Source organism: Streptomyces sp. AV19, from assembly GCF_015999245.1.
Classification (GTDB): domain Bacteria; phylum Actinomycetota; class Actinomycetes; order Streptomycetales; family Streptomycetaceae; genus Streptomyces.
Genome location: NZ_JAEAMR010000022.1, coordinates 887,454 through 906,050 on the forward strand (window position 1 = coordinate 887,454; position 18,597 = coordinate 906,050).

Below are 18,597 nucleotides of genomic sequence, written 5' to 3' on the forward strand. Positions count from 1 at the left end.
GGGGCGAGGTGTGCCCACCGGGTACGTGGGCCCGGGGCGCCGCCCGGGTCCACGCGGCGAGCCGCATGGGGGGGGCCCTGGGGGCGGCGCCCCGCCCCGGGCCGGGGGACGGCGCGGGCGGGGGGGGGGCGCAGCCCCCGCCATCACCGCCCGCAGGGCGGTCGGGGCCCGGGGGCCCCCGGGAAACGGAGAAAGGGCGGGACCGGGGCATCCCTCCGCCGTACCCACCGCTCACCCCCACGCCGACCCACCCTGGACGCCCCCGACCCCACCCCCTGCGCCACCGACCGTCCCCCACCCACCCACAACCCGACGAACCGCCCCGCCACAAACCGACCCACCCCTGCACGGCGCATCATCACCCAACCGACGCAGAGAAGTTGACGAACCATCAGCATCTATGAGGGGCCACTCCCCCAACGCCCCACCGATCTCCCGCATCGGCCCCGCCCCGGGCCCGCCGCAGCTCCACCGCCTCCTCGCCGGCCCCCGGAACGGGCAGTTCCCCGCCCTCGTCGTCGAGCAGGGCCGGCACCACCCACCACCGGTCCACGGGCACCGACCGGGAGTCCCTCATCGCCGGCGCCGCCCCTCCAGCCGCACGGCGAACGCATGCGCAACGGCGTCGGCGAGCGGAACGATGCCTCCGGCGCCGCGCGGTCGGTGCAATCCGGGCAGGCCCAGCCGAGTCGCCGTCGGGGCCCGTCTGCCCCGCTCGCGTTCCAGCAGTTCAGCGAATACGTCCCGCAGCGCGGACTCCTCGACGGTGGGCGCGGCGGTCGGATGCTCACCGGCACCCGTACGGCATCCCCACGGTGGCATGCGCGCCCCGGCCCGACGATGCTTGAGCTCGGCGTACGGCACGACTGCGGCACAAGACACCGGGAGCGGGCAGGTGAGGACACCGGGCACAGGGAGCGGCGCCCTGGTGCCCTGGTTCCTGCGCCACCTCCGCCTCGTCCCCCTCCTCCTGCTGGCCACCGGCGTCCTCATCGACTTCTACACCCCTCCGCACTTCAGCCCGGAGGCCTTCTACGTCGCCGCGCCGATGACGGCCGCCGCCCTGCTGTCCCTGCGCGCGACGATCCTGGCCGGCATCGGCGCCTGCGCCGCCGACGCGGCGTCGCTCACCCACTTCGGCTTCCTCGACAACTCCAGCGGGCAGGGCGAGCTCGCGACGGTGGCCACCGTCTCGACATTCGCCGTCGTCGTGAACCGCCTCATGCGCTACCGCGACGTACGGCTGCAGTCCGCGCGCGAGATCGCCCTCGCCGTCCAGCGCGCCGTCCTCCCCCGGCCGCCGGCCGCCATCGGCCCCCTGCGCATCGCCGTGCGCTACCAGGCGGCCGTCCGGGAGGCGCAGATCGGCGGCGACCTCTACGGCGTGCAGGACACCCCGTACGGCGTGCGCTGTCTGGTCGGCGACGTCCGGGGCAAGGGCATGGAGACGGTCAAGACGGTGGACGTCGTGCTCGGCGTGTTCCGGGAGGCCGCCGAGGACGAACCCACGCTCACCCGGGTCGCGGCCAGGCTCGAACGCGCCCTGCTCCGGGAAGGCGCGGGGGACGCCCGCCCCGAGGAGTTCGTCACGGCCGTACTCGCCGAGCTCCCGTCCTCCGGCGACGAACTGCGCCTGGTCAGCCGCGGCCATCCGCCCCCGCTGCTGCGCGAGCGCCGGGGCCGGGTGCGCACCCTGGAGCCGTCCGAACCGTCCCTCCCTCTATGTCTGGGCGAACTGTCCCCCGGCGAGGCCCCCACCGACACGGTCCGCTTCCCTCCCGGGGCGACCCTCCTGCTGTACACCGACGGCCTGACGGAGGCCAAGGACCGCACGGGAACGTTCTTCGACCCCGTCGCGGCCCTGACGGGAGAGGACTTCCCGGGCCCTGACGAACTGCTCGACACGCTGCTGACGGACGTCGGCCGGCACACGGGTGGCCGCATCACGGATGACATGGCGCTGCTGGCGATCACTCGGGGGGAGTCCTGAGGGGGCTGTCGGGCCTGTGACGGACCCCTTCAGGGAGATGGGGCGCCAGGCGGGCGCAGCCACGATGCGGGGCGCGGGGCGAGGTCCTGAAGGCAGGACGGAACCGGAGAGCTGAGCCTTGCTCAACAGCTGGGAAACAAGGGCCCGTTCAGGAACCGGAGGCGCGCTCCCCGGCCCGGGGCCGTGACCGGGATGAACCGCCCACGGTGCGACGACGCGCTCGCCGCCCGGACCGAAGGAGCCGTGGAGCCGGCTCCACGGCCGCCCGACGATCCGCGCCGTCGTCACGGCCCTGACGGCGGGGTCCAAGGCGGGCCGCCCGCTCAGCCCTCCGGCCGCAGCAGCCCGCGCTCGTACGCCTTGACGAGCCGCTGCGGCACCCGGTACGACACGCCGTCGATCATGACGGGCACCAGCTGCACGCCGGTGGCCTTCCACTGGGCGCGCCGGTGGCGGGTGTTGCTGCGGGAGAGCTTGCGCTTGGGGACGGCCATGGGGAGTCTCCTGGGTCGGATGAGGTGACGCCGGCCAGGCTATATGAAAATGGATCCCATTTCCACATCAGCGAACCCGGCCGGCGTCGCCACCCGTCACCAGGACGACTTCGTCACCCCCGGCAGCATCCCGGCGTGCGCCTGCCCCCGCAGCCGGACCCGGGAGAGTCCGAACCTCCGCAGATAGCCGCGCGGACGGCCGTCGACGACGTCACGGTTGCGCACCCGCGTGGCGCTGGCGTCGCGCGGCTGTCGCCGCAACTCCCGTACGGCAGCGGCCCGTTCCTCCTCCGGCGTGGACGGCCGGCGGATGATCTCCTTGAGCTCGGCGCGCCGCGCCGCGTGGCGCGCGACGATCTCCCGCCGCTTCTCGTTCTTCGCGATCTTGCTCTTCTTGGCCATCAGACCTTCACCCCCCGGGCGCGGATGCGGGCCACGGCGGCCTCGACGCCGATGACGTCCACCGCCTTGATCGCCCGGGCGCTCAGCGTCAGCCGGACGTACCGTCCCTCGCTCGGCAGCCAGTAGCGCTTGCGCTGGATGTTGGGGTCGAACCGGCGGGAGGTGCGCCGGTGCGAATGGGAGATGGTGTTGCCGAAGCCCGGCCGGGCGCCGGTCAGTTGGCAGTGGGCGGACAAGGTGTTACCTGCCTCTCTTCGGAGCTCTCCGCACGGAGAACGTAGATGGAAATGATTTCCATTGCCGTATAGTAGCGCCCATGGCACGCAACGAACTGCGCCCGGTCGTCAAGCTCCGCTCCACCGCGGGCACGGGCCACGTCTACGTCACCCGCAAGAACCGCCGTAACGACCCGGACCGGCTGACCCTGCGCAAGTACGACCCCGTCGCGCGACGGCACGTGGACTACCGCGAAGAACGCTGACCGCCGCGCCGAGCACATCCCGTCCCCGGAGAAGGAACACCCGCCATGAAGCCCGGAATCCACCCCCCGTACGGCCCCGTCGTCTTCCGTGACAAGGCCGCCGACTTCGCCTTCCTCACCCGTTCCACCATGACCAGCGACAAGACGGTGGAGTGGGAGGACGGCAACACCTACCCCGTCGTCGACGTCGAGATCTCCTCGGCGAGCCACCCCTTCTACACCGGCAACGCCCGGGTCGTGGACACCGCCGGACGGGTCGAGCGCTTCGAACGGCGCTACGGATCGCGGGGGGCCGGCCGATGAGGGACCCCTCCGCACTGGCCGTCGCCCTCGTCGGCGGCCTGCACGCCGCCGCCCGCCGGGCGGCCGTGGACGAACTGCTGCGCACGGTGCCCGGCAGCGTCGCCCTGCACCACGACCTGTCGTCGGCCGCCGAGGGCCGGGTCCTGCGCACCGTGCGGGACGCCGTCGGCGTCGCCGACTCCGGCGAGGCGCCGCTGGTCAACGACTGCGCCTGCTGCGCGCTGCGGGAGGACCTCGTCCCCGAGCTGGAGCGCCTGGCCGTCGGCGGCACCACCCGGCTGGCCGTCGTCGAGCTGTGGGACTCCGTCGAGCCCAAGGCCATGGCCGAGGTGGTCGCGGCCCACGCCGGACCGTTCGAACTCACCGGTGTGATCACGGCCGTCGACCCCGCGCTCGTCCTCCCGTACCTCGGCGACGGGGACGACCTGGCCGAGGCCGGTCTCGCGGCCGCGGTCACCGACCGGCGCACGGTCGCGGACACCTGGGCGCGGCAGCTGGAGTACGCCCCGGTGCTCGCGGTCGTCGACGGCGAGGAGGCCGACGACGAGGACCGCGCGCTGCTGGCGCAGCTCCACCCGACCGCCCGCCTCGTCCGCGTCGGCTCGGGTGAGCTGGCGGCCGCGGCCTTCGGCGGCTTCGACGTCGAGACGGCCGCCGCGGCCCAGCACCCGTCCTGCGCCCTCCTGCCCCAGGAGGCGGACGAGGCGGGGGTCGCCACCCTGGTGTGGCACCGCCGCCGGCCGTTCCACCCCGAGCGGCTGCACGCGGCGCTGGAGGACCTGAGCTGTGCGGCGGCCCGCAGCCGCGGCCGGTTCTGGCTCGCCGACCGCCCGGACACCCTGCTGGGCTGGGACTGCGCGGGCGGCGCCCTGTGCGTGGAGAGCGCGGGCCCGTGGCTCGCCGCCCTGCCCGACGCGGCCTGGGAGATGGTCCCGGCCCTGCGGCGGGCCGCCGCCGCGCTGGACTGGGACGCCGAGCACGGCGACTGCTGCCAGCACCTGGTCTTCACGTCCCCGGGCCTGGACCGGGACGGCCTGGTGCGGCTGCTCGACTCCTGCCTGCTGACCGACGCGGAGTACGCGTCCGGCCGCGAGGGGTGGAAGAGCTTCCCGGCCGCCTTCGCCCCGCTCCTCGACCCCGTCCCGTAACCCCGCGCGACCACCCCGCGCGAAACCACCCCGTACGAACCATCAGGAGGCCCCCATGGCCCGCCGTCACAACCCCCGCACTCCGTCGAGACCGCGTCCCAACCCCCTCGACGTGGCCGGGATCACGTACATCGACTACAAGGACACCGATCTGCTGCGGAAGTTCCTCTCCGACCGCGGCAAGATCCGCAGCCGCCGGGTCACCCGCGTCACGGCGCAGCAGCAGCGGCAGCTCGCCGCGGCGATCAAGAACGCGCGGGAGATGGCGCTGCTGCCGTACGCCGGCCGGTAGCGGGTGGCGGGCCCGGGCGCACCGGGAGCCGGCCGGGCCCGCGTCAGCCCCCGAGCCGCTCGGCGGCCTCCCTGAGCGTCTTCCCCGCCCCGCCCACGAGGGGCGCGCCGTGGCCGAAGCACGCCACGTCCACGTCCAGCGCCGCCTGGCGCCGGAAGGAGGCCACGGCCTGCGGGCGGTCGATGTTGAAGGGGCCGAGCATCACCTCCAGGTGCCGGGCGATGGTGTCGCCCGTGAACAGGGCGCGGCTCCCGGTCAGATGGAGGGCGATGCTGCCGGCCGTGTGGCCCGGAACGCCCACGATCCGCACGTCCTGGCCCCAGTCCAGGGCGTCCCCGTCGGCCAGTTCACGGTCCACCCGGCAGGGGGCCGGGGGCGGCGTCCCGGCATCGGCGATGACCGCCTGGACGCTCCCGAACACCGGGACCTCCCACTCCTCCAGAACGGGCGGCGGCTCCTCGGCCTCGCCCCGGATCACGGCCGCGTCGCCCGCGCCGGCCAGCACCCGGGCCCCGGTGGCCTCGGCGAGGGCGGCGGCGTTGCCGCGGTGGTCGAGGTGGTAGTGGGTGAGCACGATCTCCCGCAGCTCCCCGGGGCCGGGCAGGGCGGCCAGCGCGTCGAGCGCCGCCTCGGCCTGCCCGGGACCGCCGAGCCCCGTGTCGACCATCGCCCAGCCGTCCGGCAGGCGCACGGCGTAGGCCTGGCCGACGGTGAATTCCAACATCCATATGTCCGGCGTCACTTGCCGCGCCTGAAGCTTCGTCATGCCGCCACGGTAGGCGGGCTCCCGTCTTCGCCCCCACGCTTTGCGCCCTGGGCGGATTGAGCCGCGGGCGAACGGGCTTCCGGGTGAACCGTCGGGACGCGCGGTGTCGCCGCGCGCCGCCGGAGGAACACATCGTCGGACGCCGTTGCCGAGTTGCCGGAGGAGAACCCAGTGGACATGCCGCAAGTGGCCGTGTGCGAGGTGGACGTGTGCGCCTACAACCAGGACAGCGCGTGTCACGCCCTGGCCATCACGGTGGGGGACGCGACGCACGCGCAGTGCGACACGTTCTTCACCTTTCCCACGAAGGGGGGCGACGCGACCGCGACCGGCCGCGTGGGGGCGTGCAAGATGGCCGGGTGCCTGCACAACCAGGACCTGGAGTGCCAGGCGCCGGGGATCACGGTGGCGGCGTTGCAGGACTCCGCGGACTGCCTGACGTACACGGCGCGGTAGGCCGGGCCCGGACGCCCGTCACCCGGCGCCGTTTCCGGTGAACAGCCTGTCCAGGTGCTCGTCGATGGCGGTGAGCACCTCCCGGGGCTCGATCACGTCCAGTTCGAGGAGCGTGGTGAAGCCGGTGAGGGCGAGGAGGAGGTTCGTCTCGGTCACCGGGTCGCGGTCGGGTCGGATGTGCCCGTCCGCGACGGCCTGGCGGACCAACTGCTCGACGAGGGCACGCCCTTGGGCGAGTCCTTCGCGTGCCCGGGCGTGGATGTTCCTGTCGTGCAGCGCCTCCAGGACGTAGGCGGCGCTCATCCGGCTGGTCGCGCGGGTGTCGGCGTGCAGGGGGAGCATCTCCGTGAGCATCAGCCGGAGCACGTCGCGGGGGTGCGGCCGGTCGCCGAGCTCCTCCAGGCCCCGGGCGACGCGCAGCGAGGTCTGTTCGGACGCGAAGTCCATGGCGAAGGAGAGCATTTCCGCCCGCGTGGCGAAGTAGTGCTGCAGATGCCCGTGGGAGAAGCCCGCTTCGCGCGCGACCTCACGCACGGTCAGGTGGGTGACGCCGCGCTGTTCCACCACCCGCCACAGTGCTCGGGCGATCGCTTCGCGGCGTTCGCGGTGGTCCACCTGCTTCGGCATCGCCGGTTCCTCCCGTCACTCTTTACATTACGGTTGACATATTACAACTGGCCGATAACCCTGGAAGTCCCTGCGGAGGAAGGAAGGCGACATGCTCGAACACCCCGAGGTGCGCACCGCGGAGGGCACGGTCCAGGGCCGCCGGCGCCGGGGGCACGCGGTGTTCCGCGGCATCCCGTACGCCCAACCGCCGGTGGGAACGCTGCGCTTCGCCGCGCCGGCTCCGCCGCGCCGCTGGGACGGGACGAGGCGGGCCGTGGACTTCGGCCCCACGGCCCCGCAGTCCGGCCCTACGGCCGGGGCGAACTCGGCCGAGGACACGGACTGGTTGACCCTCAACGTCTGCACCCCCGATCCGGGCGCGGCGGGGCTGCCGGTACTGGTGTGGATACCCGGCGGCGCCTACGTGACGGCGGACACGCGCGACCCGATGTACGACCCGACCGCGCCGGCCGCGGCGGGGCTGGTCGTGGTCAGCGTCAACTACCGGGTGGGCGCCGAGGGTTTCGCCCTCCTGGAGGGTGCCCCGCCCAACCGCGGCTTCCTCGACCAGATCGCGGCGCTGCGCTGGGTGGAGCGGAACATCGCCGCCTTCGGCGGGGACCCGGGCCGGGTCACCGTGGCCGGACAGTCCGCCGGGGCGGGGTCGGTCGCCGCCCTGCTGACGATGGAGCCGGCGCGCGGCCTGTTCCGGCGGGCCATCACCCACTCGGTGCCGGGCTGGCACTGCGCCCCCGCGCTGGCGCGGCAGGTCGCCGCGGCGCTCGCGGAGCGGCTCGGCACGGCACCCACCGCCGAGGCCCTCTCCGACGTCGCACCCCGGCGCCTGGCCGACGAGCTCACGGCCCTCTGCGCCGACCTCCCCTCCCGCCGCGCGAGCTGGGGACGGCTCGCCCAAGTCGGCATCGCCGTCTGCCCCGTCGTCGACGGCGAGGTCCTCCCCGAAACGCCCTGGCCCGCGCTGACCGGCGGCCGCGCGAACGGGGCCGAGCTCCTCGTCGGCCACACCCGCGACGAATTCCGCCTGTTCAGCGTCATGACCGGACGGCTGGGCACGTTCACCGACGAGGAAGCCCGTACCGCCCTGGACCTGTTCGCCCCCGCACCGGACGGCGCGGACGCCTACCGTGCCGCCCACCCCGGGGCCACCCCCGACGAGCTGGTCGAGTCGGTGTACTCCGACGCCCTCTTCCGGATGCCCTCGCTGCTGCTGGCCGAGGCGAACGCCGCGGCCGGCGGCACCTCCTTCCTGTTCGAACTGGCCCTCGGAGGGGCGCTGGGCGCCTGCCACAGCCTCGACGTCCCCCTCGCGTTCGGCACCCCGGACAGCCCCGCCGGCCGACAGCTCCTCGGCGACCCGCCCGCCCCCGAGGCCCTCGCGGTGTCCCGGGAGCTCCAGCAGGCGTGGGTCCGCTTCGCCACGACCGGCGACCCCGGCTGGGCCGCCTACCGGCCCGGCCGGCGGCTCACCCGCGTCCTGGACACCGAGTCGAGGACCGTGCCCTACCCGGAACAGGCGTCCCGCCGGATCTGGGCGGGCCGCGCCCCGGACCCGTTCGATCTCGTTCAGGCAGGCAGGGGTCCCGTCAGCCGCACTGCCAGGTGAACATCGCGCGGTCGAAGCGGCGCGCGGCCAGGTCCTCGGGGCGTATGAGCCAGTAGAGGGTGCCGCAGTCGCCCCACATCATCTCGGCGTCGTCGTCCGAGTCGAACTGGGCGAGCAGCGTCCATCCGAGGGCCTCCTCCTGGATGCGGGGGTCGTCCCACGGCGGGCCGTGCAGGGCGCCGTGGGCGACCTCGGTCTCCACCTCGTCCTGCACCGGGTCCGCGTGGCCGCCGACGCGGTGTCCGGCGCCCTCGGAGTGGTCCCACAGGGCGTCCTGGAACTCCTCGGACCACAGCGGGTGGTCGTCGGGCATCGGCGCGAACTCCCGGTAGACGGCGGGGTGCCAGAGGTACGGGGCGGTGGTCTCCGCGCGGGCCGTCAGCGGGATCTCCGGGTACGCCCCGATTCCCTCCGGGGCCGCGCGCTCGACGACGCGGACGCCCTCGGGCACGTACAGCACGCGCGCCCCCGCCCAGCTGTCCGGATCGTCGGGCGCGACCACCGCGACCCCGTCGTCCACCTGCCCGTCGAAGTAGAAGAAGGCCAGCGTGCCGTCCGTCGGCAGGGTGATGTCGAGGCCGGCGGAGGGGAGCGCGGCGCAGTCGAGGGAGGCGACGAAGGAGAGCGGGCCGTGGCCCTCCCATATCGGCCACTCCTCGTTCTCCGGCAGCTCCGGCAGGCCGCCGAGCCGGCCGACGACCGGATCCGTGCCCGCGGCCGTGTCCAGGGCCAGCCCCGGTCGCAGCAGGCCGATCCAGCGCTCGGCGATGTCGTCGGGCAGGTGCTGGTGGGCGAGCGCGTGCAGTGCGTCGGTGATGCTCTGAGTCATGGAGACGATGATGCACGCACCCACTGACAACGGGTCCGCCCGGGCCGTGAACCGCAGGTCGGACGCGGTCCGGGGCCGCGTCACGACGGCGCGGCGTAGCAACGGACGGTCACCGTCCGCCGCGGTCCCCACTGTTGCCCGACCGTGGCCATCAGCTCCCATCCCAGCCGCTCGTACAGCGCCGCGGCGGCGGTGTCGGACGCCACGACGTCGAGCACCGGCTGCAGGCCGCGGCCGCGGGCTTCCCGGACGGCCCGGCCGATCAGCAGCGCGCCGACGCCGTGTCCCCTCGCCCCCGGAGCGACGAACAACCGGCCGACCACCGCGGTTTGTTCCCGCCCCGCGCCGTTCCGCTCGCTCCACACCCCGGGGGCCAGATCCCCTTCCCCGCTCCGGGACAGGCCGACGTGGCCCACGACCCGGCCTTCGAGTTCGGCGACCCAGGCCCCCAGGGCGGCAGCCTCCGCGACCCAATCGCCGGGCCGGTCCGGCCAGTTCACCGGATACCCGTCCCGCCGGTGGACCTCCGCGAGGACACGCGCGCACTCCTCGATATCGCCGTCGGTCCTGGCGCGGACGGCAGGCCCCGGCCGCCCACCACATATCTCAAAGCTCCTGATGGTCATTCCGGAAGGGAAGCACAGTCCGCGCATTCACCTGTTCGGCGCACCGAAGATCGACGAGATTTCCCTTCCATGTGTTTATGTCGGATCCGATCATCCTGAAGGGAGCGGCGCGTGAGACGGCTTTCGGTGATTTCGGCCCTGGTGCTTCCGCTGACGCTGACCGCGTGGCTGTCTCCCGCGACGGCGGCGGGCGAGCGCCTCCCGGAGGAACCGGCCGGCAAAGCCCCCTCCGTGGTCTGGGGATCGTGCCCCCGGCTGTCCGAGGGATCCGTCGCGGCGGGCTGGCAGTGCGGGACCCTGGAGGTCCCGCTCTCCTACGCGACCGGGAGCCGGCAGACCGTCAGGCTCGCGCTCGCGCGCCGCCCCGCCCGCGGACCGGGCAGGCGGCTGGGCGTCCTCTTCGGCAACCCCGGCGGCCCCGGCGCCGACGGCCTGAGCTTCACGGGCCTGTTCCAGACCGTCGTCGGCAGAACCGCCGAACGATACGACCTGGTGACGTGGGATCCGCGCGGCGTGGGGCACAGCAGGCCGTCGCTGCGCTGCGGCCCCCAGGAGCGGATGGAGGAGCTCTACACGCACCAGGCCGACACCCGTACCGACAAGGGCGTCCGGGAGAAGATCCGCACCGACCAGGAGACGGCCCGCCTCTGCCGGGCCAACGCCGGGTCCCTGCTGTCCGACATGTCGACGATGGACACCGTCCACGACCTCGACCGGCTGCGCCGGGCCCTGGGCCGGCCGAAGCTCGACTACATCGGCTTCTCCTACGGGACGGTGATCGGCGCCGTCTACGCCAACCGCTTCCCCGGCAGCACCGGAAGGATGGTCCTGCACGGCGTGGTCGACGCGCGCCTGTGGCTGAACGACCTCCCGGGCTTCATGCGCAGCGACACCGTGCAGGGCGAACGCACCCTCAGGGCGGCGCTGCGGGCCTGCGACGCCCACCCCGGCGACTGCGCCTTCGCCGGGGGCGCGAACCGCAAGTTCGACCGCCTCGTCGGCCGGCTGCGCCCCGCCGGGGCGCAGGTGCCCGACGTGCGCATCACCTGGCGCCGTCTCGTGCACGACGCCCTGGTGGTCTCCACTCCGGGCACGACGGCGCGGGAGGCGGCCAGGGACCTCCAGGCGATGTACGGCGCGGTGTTCCAGAACCGTCCCTACCGCCAGGCGCTCCCCGAGACGGAGATCGCGCTGCCCACCTGGCGGCTCCCGGCTCCGTACCGCCGGGACCCGGACGGCTACTCGTTCAACATGTACGACAGCCGCAACGCCACCTTGTGCCTGGACTTCCCGGCCGCGCCCGCCGATCCCGGCTGGTGGCTCCGCCGGGTCCGCGGCGCGGAGCGCGACAGCAGGGTGTTCGGGGCGTTCCGCGTCCTCGACAACGCCGTGTGCGCCGGCTGGCCGGCCCACCAGCCGCGCGGCTACAAGTACACGGGCCCGTGGAACCGGTCCTCCACCCGCCCGCTGATCGTCAACGAGCGCTGGGACAACGCCACTCCGCTGGCGTGGGCGCAGGCCATGCGGGCCGCGATGGGGCCGGGAGCACGGCTCGTCGTCAACGAGGGCTTCGGCCACGGTGCCGTGACGAGGTGCAGCGTCAACCACGTGTCCACGTACTTCCTGACGGGGAGGCGGCCGGCGGACGGGACGGTGTGCCGCGGCGGGCACGACAACCCGTTCAAGGGCGACTGAGGAAGGACGCGACGGCCCGTGCGAAGCGGACGGGGTCGTCGAGCCACGGGTAGTGGCCGGCGCCCGGCTGGACGGTCAGCTCGGCGCGAGGGAACAACTTCGCGATGCCGGCGGCGACATGGGGACGCGGGCCGCCGTCGAGTTCGCCGGCGAGCACCAGCACCGGCGCGGCCAGGCGGGCGACGGCGGCGCGGGTCGCAGCGGGGTCGAAGGCGCCCGGGGACGCGTAGCGGTCCGCTGCCGGTTCGTTGGTCTGCGTGACCTCGACCGCGGCATGCGCCTGGGCGACGGCGTGCCAACGGCCGTAGAAGAAAGGAGTGGCGGCGTCGAAGTCGGCGTCGGCGGGGGTTCCGGCCCAGATGGCTTCGTAGGCCTCGCGGGCGTCCTCGAACCACGGCTCGGCCGTGCGCAACGCGGCCGCCTCCCGGCGGTGTTCTGCGGTGAAGTCGACACCGAGGGCGCGGGCGCGGGCTGTGATCAAGCTCAGTGTGCGGATGCGCTGTGGGTGCCGGGCCGCGTAGAGGATGGCGAGATCGCCGCCGGCCGAGTGCGCGAGAACGTCGACGCGGTCCCATCCGAAGTGATCGCGGAGGGCCTCGACGTCGTCGACCTGCCGGTCGCAGCGGTACGTGGCCGGATCGCCGGGTATGCCGGAGTCACCCGTGCCACGGAGGTCGAGCATGACCAACTGCCGCCGCCTCGACAGGCCACCCAGATTCCCGAGGTAGGCGGACGCGCGCATCGGTCCGCCGGGCAGGCACAGCAGCGGTTCCCCTTCGCCCATGACGTGATAGGCGAGTTCCGTCCCGTCGGCCGCGGTGAGCGTGGGCATGGCTCCATCCTCATCACCGGCGACGAACACAGCAAGGGATGTGCGGCCGCGCCGGCAAGGCCGTGGCCATCGGCACGTCCACGTTTCAACTGCCAGAGGGGCGATGTTGCATGTGCCGCGGCACCGAAGGAGTCCAGACGTCCTTGGAACACCTGGACGAAGACACCGAATTCGGTCCGGTCAGGGTATTCGACAGGCACCGACGACTCGTCGGACTCCTGGAGTCCGAAGCGGCTGAGGGGCCAACCTCTGCCTCGCGCAGCGTTGTTCGCGCAGGGGATCCGACCTGGGCAAACGGTCGATTGTCAGTGGCGGGTGGCAGCATGCGCCGCATGACATCGTCCATCGCGCAATCGTGGTCGCGGATCGAGAAGGCGCTGCTGCGGCACGCCCCTGCCGGTTTCGCCGAGCTCGCCCCGCCGGCCGGGCCGGACGCCCTGGCCGCGACCGCGGCCACCTTGGGTGCCCGGCTCCCCGGCCCACTGGTCGAGTCACTGCTGCGTAAACGACGGCAGCGGCCTCGCGAATCCCGTCCCCTCCCACTGGCAACTGCCCGGCTCCCAAGGCATAGCCGATACCTGGAGCATGCGGATGAGCGTCATGGGGGACGAGGAGGACGAGGAGGATTTCGGTCCGGACTCGGAGTACGGGCCGTGGTGGCACCGCGAATGGGTGCCGTCCGCTTCCTTCGGGAACGGGGACGCGCCGCGAGGGGGCCGGCGCTCCCTTCAGCATCGGTGCGGGCGACAGCGGTCCGTCCGCCTCCCAGCGCATCGAGAGCCGCCGGTTCCAGACGGCCACCGTCCCCGAACCGCCGGCCCAGCAGGGCCGGCAGCTCGTCGACGAGCTCAACCGCGCCTTCTCCGGCAGGCCGCCGAGCGGCTGCACGGCCCCGTGCGCATCGCGACGGCGGCCGACAGCGGCGGCGCCACGACGTGGGATCCGCCGGGCTACCGCGCGGCGTACCGGCGGATCCGGAGCGGCGGGTGAGGGACCGTCACCCGCCAACGAGCCGTTGGCGCCACCAGTCCACCGTCGCCCGGAGCTGCTCCTCCAGGGGCGTGGCGGTGGTGCCGAACGCGGTGGTCCAGGCGGTCGAGTCCATGATGAACGGCCGGTCGAACTGGTAGCGGATCTCCCGCAGTTCGCGCATCAGCGGCGAGAAGAGGGAGAGGGCGCCGAATACCCCCGCGGGCAGCCCGCGCACCCGGACCGGCGCGACCCCGGCCTGTCCGGCGAGCCCGTCCGCCATCTCGCGGACGGACAGCGGCGGTGCCGTCGGGACGTGCCAGGCGCGTCCCCAGGCCCGCTCCTCGGCCGCCGCCTCGACGAGCGTCCGGGCCACGTCGTCGAGGTACGTCCAGCTGTGCGGGGCGTCGGGGTCGCCGAGGGCGAGGACGGGCTTGCCGCGCAGGATGTTGGGGACGACCCGTGCGGACAGGTGCCCTCCGTCGAGGACGCCGGGGCCGAAGAAGTCCGAGGCGCGGATCTCGACGGCCCTGATACGGCCCTGTTCGTGCAGGGACCGCGCCTGCTCCCACAGGCCGGCCCGCAGGCGCCCCTTGGGGCCGGCGGCCGCGAGCGGCGAGGTCTCGGCCATCGCGCCGTCGACCGGGCCGTAGCCGTAGAGGTTGCCGAGCATGACCAGCACCGCGCCGCTCGCCTCCGCCGCCGCGCCGACCGACACGGCGAGCGGCGGCCAGTCGGCCGCCCAGCGGTGGTACGGCGGCGCGGCGCACTGGTATATCGCGGTCGCGCCCCGCACGGCCTCGGTCAGCCGCGGGGCGTCCGCCGCGTCCAGCGCGACGCGCTCGGTCCCGGGTGCCGCCCGCCCCGGCGACCTCGTGATCACTCGTACCGCGTTCCCCCGTTCGGCCAGGAGCCGGGCGGTGGCCGCCCCGGCGGGCCCGTGGCCGATCACTACATGAAGATCCATACGCGCAGGTTAACGGCAGGTACGGACATCATCGGCCGCCGTCCACCACCGGATACGGCACCTGCGTCCGCCGGTCCGCGTCCACCGCCAGCCGGCCGCCAGCCGGCGGACGGGCCCGCTGGGCGCAGTCGCGGCGTTCGCAGATGCGGCAGCCGAGGCCGATCGGGGTGGCGGCGCGGGGATCGTCGAGGGCGATGCCCTCGGCGTAGACGAGGCGGTGGGCGTGGCGGAGTTCGCAGCCGAGGGCGACGGCGAACTCGGCGCGGCGGGCGCGGTGGCCGGAGCCGCCGCGGGTGACGGTGCGGGCGATCCAGAAGTACCGCTTGCCGTCGGGCATTTCGGCGACCTGGGTGAGGACGCGGCCGGGGGCGGAGAACGCCTCGTAGACGGTCCACAGGGGGCAGGTGCCGCCCAGGCGGGAGAAGTGGAAGTCGGTGGCGGACTGGCGTTTGGAGATGTTGCCCGCCCGGTCGACGCGCAGGAAGGAGAAGGGGACGCCGCGCCGTCCGGTGCGCTGCAGGGTGCTCAGGCGGTGGCAGACGGTCTCGAAGCCGACGCCGAAGCGGGCCTGGAGGAGCCCGATGTCGTAGCGGAGCTCCTCGGCGGCGGCGTGGAAGGCGGTGTACGGCATGAGCAGGGCGCCGGCGAAGTAGTCGGCGAGGCCGATGCGGGCGAGGGCGGCCGACGGGCCCGGGCCGACGTCGGCCCGGGCGACGAGCGCGTCGAGCAGGGGGCCGTGTTCCAGGAAAGCGAGCTGGGTGGCGAGTTGGAAGGCACGCCGGCCGTCGTCGAGCCAGGGCGAGAGGAAGAGCAGTCCGCGGCCGGGGTCGAAGCGCCGGACGTCGGCGGCCCGTTCGGGCGCGGCCTGGACGACGGTCACGCCGTGGCGTGCGGCCAGGCGGCGGGCGAGGGCGTCGGCGGCGCGGCCCGCTCCGGCGAGGCCCAGGGCGTCGGCGGTGCGCTCGGCCTCGGCGTCGAGCGGTTCGAAGTGGTTGTGGTGGGCGTAGAAGAAGTCCCGTACGTCGTCGTGGGGTTCGGCCGGCACCAGGGCGGCGGCCGCGTCGCCCGGGGCGGCGAGGGCCGCGGCCCGCTCGGCGGCGTCGCGGTAGCGGCGGTGCAGGGCGACCAGGGCGCGGGCCACCTCGGGGTGGTCGCGCGCCACGTCGGCCACGTCCCCGGCGGGCACCGCGACCCCGCAGGCCTCGTCGCCCAGCGCCGCGCGCAGGTCGGTGGCCAGGCGCTCCTCCTCGGCCTCGGAGAAGAACTCGGCGTCCACGCCGAGGACTTCCGCCATGCGCAGGAGGACGGGGGCGGTGAGCGGGCGCTGATTGTGCTCTATCTGGTTGAGGTAGCTGGTGGAGATGCCCAGCCGGCGGGCCAGCTCGACCTGGTTGAGCCCGTGCTCGCGGCGCAGTCTGCGGAGTTTGGCGTGTGCGTAGACCTTGCGGCCCTCCGGGCGTCCCATGCGGTGCACCGCTCCTCCCCACCGTCGGCGTTCCTGCGAAGTTACCATTCGCATCTTTCGCAGGATTCGCAGTTTCACACCGCCGGCCTGGACTGATTCCACAGAGTGGAGGGCTCGCGGTGCGGGCGCCGACGGGGAAGGCTCGGAGCGACCAGCCCCCTCGCCCTCCCCCGAGGAGTCCCGTGATCGACCATCAGGTACGCGTCCGTCCCAGCTCGGCCCGGCTGCCCCGCGAGGAGCAGCTCGCCTGGAAGCTCGCGGCCGTCGCCACCGCGACCCAGGACGCGCGGGACCTCGACCCGGCCGCCGCGGCCATGGCCGTCAACCGCGTCGTCGACAACGCCTCCGTGGCCGTCGCCTCGCTGCTGCGCCGCCCGGTGGCGGTCGCCCGCGCCCAGGCCCTCCCGCACACCGCCGCGCCCGGCGCCTCGGTCCTCGGTGCGGCGCCCGGCGTCCGCGTCTCTCCCGAGTGGGCGGCGTGGGCCAACGGCACGGCGGTCCGGGAGCTGGACTTCCACGACACCTACCTGGCGGCCGACTACTCCCACCCCGGCGACAACATCCCGCCCCTGCTGGCCGTCGCCCAGCACGCCGGCCGCTCCGGCGCCGACCTGCTGCGCGGCATCATCGCCGCGTACGAGGTGCACGTCGCGCTGGTGAAGGGCATCTGCCTGCACGAGCACCGCATCGACCACGTCGCCCACCTGAGCGCGGCCACCGCCTGCGGCCTGGGCGCGCTGCTGCGGCTGCCCACCGAGGTCGTCCACCAGGCCGTGCAGCAGGCGGTGCACACCACCACCGCCACGCGGCAGTCCCGCAAGGGCGAGATCTCCAGCTGGAAGGCGTTCGCGCCGGCCTTCGCCGGGAAGGCGGCGATCGAGGCCGTGGACCGCGCGATGCGCGGCGAGGGCGCCCCGTCGCCCGTCTACGAGGGCGAGGACGGCTTCCTCGCCTGGATGCTGGGCGGCCCCGAGGCCACGTACACCGTCACGCTCCCCGCACCCGGCGAGCCGCGGCGCGCCATTCTCGACACGTACACCAAGGAGCACTCCGCCGAGTACCAGGCGCAGGCCGTCATCGACCTGGCCCGGCGGCTGCGGGAGAAGGCCGGGCCACTGGTGGGGGCACCCCCGGCCGGAGGCTGGGGGAGGGTGCGTTCCGTCGTGCTGCACACCAGCCACCACACCCACCACGTGATCGGGTCCGGCTCCGGCGACCCGCAGAAGTACGACCCGTCCGCGTCCCGCGAGACGCTGGACCACTCCGTGCCGTACGTCTTCGCGGTGGCCCTGGAGGACGGGGTGTGGCACCACGAGCGCTCGTACGCGCCCGAGCGGGCCCGCCGCCCGGAGACCGTGGCGCTGTGGCGGAAGGTCACCACCGTCGAGGACCCGCGGTGGACCCGCCGCTACCACGATCCGGACCCGGCGCGGCGCGCCTTCGGCTGCCGGGCGGTGATCACGCTGGACGACGGCACGGTCATCGAGGACGAACTGGCCGTCGCCGACGCCCACCCCGCCGGGGCACGGCCCTTCGACCGCGCCGGATACACCGCCAAGTTCCGGACCCTGACGGAGGGCCGGGTCACGGCGGAGGCGCAGGACCGCTTCCTGTCCGCCGCCGACCGGCTGCCCACGCTCGGCACCGGCGGACTGGACGCGCTCTTCCCCGCCGTCGACACCGAGGCCGTCGCCGCGTACGACGCCGGGCTGCCCGGAGGGCTGTTCTGATGCTCCACACCCGCACCACGCCCGCCGGGCGCCGGCGCTCCTTCCGCGAACTCCTCGCCTCAGGGCGGCTGTTGCGCGTACCCGGCGCCCTCAGCCCGCTCTCCGCCCGGATGGTCCAGGAGACCGGCTTCGACGCCGTCTACCTGTCCGGCGCCGTACTCTCCGCGGACCTGGGGCTGCCCGACATCGGCCTGACGACGGCCGGCGAACTCGCCGACCGCGCCCGGCAGATCGCCCGCGTGACCGGCCTCCCGCTCCTCGTCGACGCGGACACCGGCTTCGGCGAGCCCATGAACGCCGCCCGGACCGTGCAGCTGCTGGAGGACGCCGGCGCGGCCGGGCTGCACCTGGAGGACCAGGTCAACCCCAAGCGGTGCGGCCACCTCGACGGCAAGGCCGTCGTGCCGCGCGAGGAGATGGCCCGCCGGATCCGGGCCGCCGCCGACGCCCGCCGCGACCCGGACCTCCTGCTGATGGCCCGCACCGACGCCCGCGGCCCCGAGGGGCTCGCGGCCGCGATCGACCGGGCGAAGGCGTACGTCGACGCCGGGGCCGACGCCGTCTTCCCCGAAGCTCTCGCGGACGAGGCCGAGTTCGCGGCGTTCCGCGCGGCCGTGGACGTACCGCTGCTCGCCAACATGACCGAGTTCGGCAAGGGCCCGCTCCTGGACGCCCGCACCCTGGAGAACCTCGGCTACAACATCGCCCTCTACCCCGTCACCCTGCTGCGCCTGGCCATGGGCGCGGTCGAGGAGGGTCTGCGCGTCCTGGCCGCCGAGGGCACCCAGGCATCGCTCCTCCCCCGCATGCAGAGCCGCTCGCGGCTGTACGAACTCCTCGGCTACGAGGAGTACGCGGCCTTCGACTCGGCCGTCTTCGACTTCACGCTCCCGCCCGGCACCTGATCCCCGCACCGGAG

Annotated in this window: 21 protein-coding genes; 10 read left to right on the top strand and 11 right to left on the bottom strand. The window is 74.0% G+C overall.

Annotation, left to right across the window (positions count from 1 at the left end):
• Positions 1-391 precede the first annotated feature (391 nt).
• A complete protein-coding gene (locus I5Q34_RS32035; protein ID WP_199895945.1) occupies positions 392-577 on the bottom strand; it encodes a hypothetical protein in 186 nt (61 codons plus the stop codon).
• Positions 578-928: 351 nt separating this feature from the next.
• On the opposite strand from I5Q34_RS32035, the gene I5Q34_RS32040 reads away from it, so the two are divergent.
• Positions 929-1,990: a PP2C family protein-serine/threonine phosphatase gene (locus I5Q34_RS32040; RefSeq protein ID WP_277965427.1), complete on the top strand. Its 1,062-nt coding sequence runs from the start codon at positions 929-931 to the stop codon at positions 1,988-1,990.
• 323 nt (positions 1,991-2,313) lie between these two features.
• On the opposite strand, the gene rpmF is transcribed toward I5Q34_RS32040, so the two are convergent.
• The 3 genes from rpmF to rpmB form a co-directional block, all read right to left on the bottom strand.
• Positions 2,314-2,484, bottom strand: coding sequence for a 50S ribosomal protein L32 (gene rpmF, locus I5Q34_RS32045; RefSeq protein WP_199895947.1), 171 nt, complete (start codon positions 2,482-2,484; stop codon positions 2,314-2,316).
• Between the two features lie 96 nt (positions 2,485-2,580).
• The gene (gene rpsN, locus I5Q34_RS32050) at positions 2,581-2,886 is read right to left on the bottom strand and encodes a 30S ribosomal protein S14 (RefSeq protein ID WP_199895948.1); all 306 of its coding nucleotides are present in this window, start codon (positions 2,884-2,886) and stop codon (positions 2,581-2,583) included.
• A complete protein-coding gene (gene rpmB / locus I5Q34_RS32055; protein ID WP_199895949.1) occupies positions 2,886-3,122 on the bottom strand; it encodes a 50S ribosomal protein L28 in 237 nt (78 codons plus the stop codon). Before rpmB ends, rpsN begins: the two co-directional genes overlap by 1 nt.
• A gap of 80 nt (positions 3,123-3,202) precedes the next feature.
• Between rpmB and rpmG the strand changes: the two genes are divergently transcribed.
• Genes rpmG through rpsR form a run of 4 tightly spaced genes read left to right on the top strand, consistent with a single transcriptional unit; the run spans position 3,203 to position 5,110 of the window.
• Positions 3,203-3,367: a 50S ribosomal protein L33 gene (gene rpmG / locus I5Q34_RS32060; protein WP_199895950.1), complete on the top strand. Its 165-nt coding sequence runs from the start codon at positions 3,203-3,205 to the stop codon at positions 3,365-3,367.
• A gap of 45 nt (positions 3,368-3,412) precedes the next feature.
• Positions 3,413-3,670: a type B 50S ribosomal protein L31 gene (locus tag I5Q34_RS32065; protein ID WP_199895951.1), complete on the top strand. Its 258-nt coding sequence runs from the start codon at positions 3,413-3,415 to the stop codon at positions 3,668-3,670.
• A complete protein-coding gene (locus tag I5Q34_RS32070) occupies positions 3,667-4,818 on the top strand; it encodes a GTP-binding protein (RefSeq protein ID WP_199895952.1) in 1,152 nt (383 codons plus the stop codon). The genes I5Q34_RS32065 and I5Q34_RS32070 overlap by 4 nt, the downstream gene beginning before the upstream one ends.
• A 55-nt stretch (positions 4,819-4,873) precedes the next feature.
• Complete coding sequence (rpsR, locus tag I5Q34_RS32075; RefSeq protein ID WP_199895953.1) at positions 4,874-5,110, top strand: 30S ribosomal protein S18; 237 nt, start codon at positions 4,874-4,876, stop codon at positions 5,108-5,110.
• Between the two features lie 43 nt (positions 5,111-5,153).
• On the opposite strand, the gene I5Q34_RS32080 is transcribed toward rpsR, so the two are convergent.
• Positions 5,154-5,876: an MBL fold metallo-hydrolase gene (locus I5Q34_RS32080; protein WP_199895954.1), complete on the bottom strand. Its 723-nt coding sequence runs from the start codon at positions 5,874-5,876 to the stop codon at positions 5,154-5,156.
• A gap of 177 nt (positions 5,877-6,053) precedes the next feature.
• Between I5Q34_RS32080 and I5Q34_RS32085 the strand changes: the two genes are divergently transcribed.
• Positions 6,054-6,332 (top strand): DUF1540 domain-containing protein, encoded by a 279-nt coding sequence (locus tag I5Q34_RS32085; protein ID WP_199896085.1) that lies wholly within the window; start codon positions 6,054-6,056, stop codon positions 6,330-6,332.
• Between the two features lie 18 nt (positions 6,333-6,350).
• On the opposite strand, the gene I5Q34_RS32090 is transcribed toward I5Q34_RS32085, so the two are convergent.
• The gene (locus I5Q34_RS32090) at positions 6,351-6,959 is read right to left on the bottom strand and encodes a TetR/AcrR family transcriptional regulator (RefSeq protein WP_199895955.1); all 609 of its coding nucleotides are present in this window, start codon (positions 6,957-6,959) and stop codon (positions 6,351-6,353) included.
• A 91-nt stretch (positions 6,960-7,050) separates the two neighbouring features.
• On the opposite strand from I5Q34_RS32090, the gene I5Q34_RS32095 reads away from it, so the two are divergent.
• On the top strand, positions 7,051-8,565 hold the full coding sequence (locus I5Q34_RS32095; RefSeq protein WP_199895956.1) for a carboxylesterase/lipase family protein: 1,515 nt from the start codon (positions 7,051-7,053) through the stop codon (positions 8,563-8,565).
• On the opposite strand, the gene I5Q34_RS32100 is transcribed toward I5Q34_RS32095, so the two are convergent.
• Together I5Q34_RS32100 and I5Q34_RS32105 are read right to left on the bottom strand one after the other, a co-directional pair.
• Entirely contained in the window at positions 8,546-9,394 is an 849-nt protein-coding gene (locus tag I5Q34_RS32100; protein ID WP_199895957.1) for a YwqG family protein, read from the bottom strand. The two genes, I5Q34_RS32095 and I5Q34_RS32100, sit on opposite strands and share 20 nt — an antisense overlap.
• A gap of 80 nt (positions 9,395-9,474) precedes the next feature.
• Complete coding sequence (locus I5Q34_RS32105; protein WP_199895958.1) at positions 9,475-10,020, bottom strand: GNAT family N-acetyltransferase; 546 nt, start codon at positions 10,018-10,020, stop codon at positions 9,475-9,477.
• 111 nt (positions 10,021-10,131) lie between these two features.
• Between I5Q34_RS32105 and I5Q34_RS32110 the strand changes: the two genes are divergently transcribed.
• Positions 10,132-11,715 carry an alpha/beta hydrolase gene (locus I5Q34_RS32110; RefSeq protein ID WP_199895959.1) on the top strand — a complete coding sequence of 528 codons (1,584 nt, stop codon included), beginning with the start codon at positions 10,132-10,134 and terminating at the stop codon, positions 11,713-11,715.
• Here I5Q34_RS32110 and I5Q34_RS32115 read toward each other — a convergent pair.
• From I5Q34_RS32115 to I5Q34_RS32125, 3 genes are all read right to left on the bottom strand, one after another.
• Positions 11,702-12,547 carry an alpha/beta fold hydrolase gene (locus I5Q34_RS32115; protein ID WP_199895960.1) on the bottom strand — a complete coding sequence of 282 codons (846 nt, stop codon included), beginning with the start codon at positions 12,545-12,547 and terminating at the stop codon, positions 11,702-11,704. The genes I5Q34_RS32110 and I5Q34_RS32115 overlap by 14 nt on opposite strands.
• A gap of 997 nt (positions 12,548-13,544) precedes the next feature.
• Positions 13,545-14,483: an NAD-dependent epimerase/dehydratase family protein gene (locus I5Q34_RS32120; RefSeq protein WP_199895961.1), complete on the bottom strand. Its 939-nt coding sequence runs from the start codon at positions 14,481-14,483 to the stop codon at positions 13,545-13,547.
• 28 nt (positions 14,484-14,511) lie between these two features.
• On the bottom strand, positions 14,512-15,948 hold the full coding sequence (locus I5Q34_RS32125) for a short-chain fatty acyl-CoA regulator family protein (protein ID WP_199895962.1): 1,437 nt from the start codon (positions 15,946-15,948) through the stop codon (positions 14,512-14,514).
• Positions 15,949-16,130: 182 nt separating this feature from the next.
• Between I5Q34_RS32125 and I5Q34_RS32130 the strand changes: the two genes are divergently transcribed.
• Positions 16,131-17,678 carry an MmgE/PrpD family protein gene (locus I5Q34_RS32130; RefSeq protein ID WP_199895963.1) on the top strand — a complete coding sequence of 516 codons (1,548 nt, stop codon included), beginning with the start codon at positions 16,131-16,133 and terminating at the stop codon, positions 17,676-17,678.
• Positions 17,678-18,583 (top strand): methylisocitrate lyase, encoded by a 906-nt coding sequence (gene prpB, locus I5Q34_RS32135; protein ID WP_199895964.1) that lies wholly within the window; start codon positions 17,678-17,680, stop codon positions 18,581-18,583. The genes I5Q34_RS32130 and prpB overlap by 1 nt, the downstream gene beginning before the upstream one ends.
• Positions 18,584-18,597: the final 14 nt, after the last annotated feature.